Here is a 1,674-nt window from a genome sequence, read left to right as displayed (position 1 = left end):
ACCGATGGAGATAATATCCAGACATCCCAGAACCTGATCGGAACCGATGGAAATATCCTTGCAACACAGAGATATGGAAGTGACCATACGGACTATCTGTTGTATCATAAAGATATCCAGGGAAGTACCACAAGTCTTGTAAAAGAAGATGGAAGTGCTGATGCAACATACCAGTATACAGACTTTGGACAGACAACGATCAATGGAGATAACAAAGCAGAGAATGAGGTTTGTTATACGGGAGGAATCTATGATCAGAGTACAGGACTGTATTATCTGAATGCAAGGTATTATAATCCGGAAGATGGACGGTTTGTGACGGAGGATAGTTATAGGGGAGAAGTGGATGATCCTGATACAGGACACTTGTATGGTTATTGTGCTAATAATCCTGTGAATTATGTAGATCCTAGTGGACATTTTGCAATCGCTGTTCCATATTTAGTAAAATTGGTACTTGCTGGTGGAACAGTGATTTATGTATATTATTCTACATGGAAATGGCATAGTCCTAAGACAAGATACTCTGGAAGAAGAATTTCTCATAGAACTACTATTTTTAAGTGGATTGTAGCGAGAGCAATTAGGCATAGAATAAAAAAATATGCGCCACATGAAACTAATAAAACAAAAGCTAATAAAGAAAAGCATGAAAAAGGAGATGCTAGAAGAAATAGAGATCAAGGAGGCGAAAAGAAAAAGCAGAAAAAGGGGTGGAAATCTAGGAAGTAAAATTTAATATAATTGATGATGTTGATATGCATTATAATAGTGGAGGAATCAAGGTATGATTGATGAAGTGATAAAGATGAAACAAAATAAAAATATAGTCAGTATATTTTGTGATGAAACAGATTCGACTACATTTCTGGAAGGATATATTTATGCAGTTGGGGTACAGAAATTTTTAATAAAACATATAACACCACATGGTTTGGCAGATGGATATATTCTAAAAGAATTAGACAGTATTGTGCATTTGGAGACAGGAGGAAAATACGAAAGAAAAATAGAAAAATTATATCATAAAAAGAATCAAAAACATATCGATTTGGAGATAGATAAAAACAGTGATTTGGAAGATAATATACTTCAAATATGTATGAATAATGAATATATTACATCATTTGAGATGGTGGAAGATGATGAATGCCCAATTAAAGGAACAATAAAAGAATTAGACAGCAATAAAGTGATTGTTTCAAAGTTGACAGAAGACGGAGAAGAAGATGGAGAGGCAGTGTTAAAAAAAGAAAATATAGATACGATTTCTTTTTTGGGAGTAGATGAAGAAGATATAGAAATATTAAGGGGTGTGAATAGAAGTTTTTAATTGAAGAAAAAAATAGATATGCTAAATAATTATTGGAATCAGGTACAAAGCCTGATTCCAATACAATTTAAGAAAGAGAAAACTAATTATTATGAAAGTTAAAATATGGATAATAATGTTATTATTATTTATTAGTACATTTATAATGCAGACAATATGCAATATAAATTTGGGAAATACGAATCAAAGAATTTTAAAAAAGTCATTCTCAGTTCCAATAGATGCATTTTTTTGGAATCAGGCAATCATTGATGATAATGAAAATCTATATGTTGGAAATAATACTCTTGGAGTAGTTCAGAAATTTGATAGAAATGGAAAATTTATAGAGAGTATCAACA

At 31.7% G+C, this 1,674-nt stretch carries 2 protein-coding genes and 1 pseudogene; all 3 read left to right on the top strand.

All coding sequences use genetic code 11. The annotated features are described in order from the left end of the window. Nucleotides 1-732 (top strand): RHS repeat-associated core domain-containing protein (locus KE503_RS14290; RefSeq protein WP_249183094.1); only part of this gene is annotated, 732 nt, incomplete at its 5' end. Nucleotides 733-787: 55 nt separating this feature from the next. Next, nucleotides 788-1,333: a hypothetical protein gene (locus tag KE503_RS14285; RefSeq protein WP_022374982.1), complete on the top strand. Its 546-nt coding sequence runs from the start codon at nt 788-790 to the stop codon at nt 1,331-1,333. Between the two features lie 91 nt (nt 1,334-1,424). Continuing rightward, a pseudogene (locus KE503_RS14280) lies at nt 1,425-1,674 on the top strand (hypothetical protein); the annotation flags it as partial.

Source organism: Anaerostipes sp. Marseille-Q3525 (genome assembly GCF_018223505.1).
In the GTDB taxonomy this organism is placed as follows: Bacteria; Bacillota; Clostridia; order Lachnospirales; family Lachnospiraceae; genus Anaerostipes; species Anaerostipes amylophilus.
Note: the sequence above shows the minus strand (reverse complement) of the source record. Positions and strands in the feature narration are given on the sequence as shown.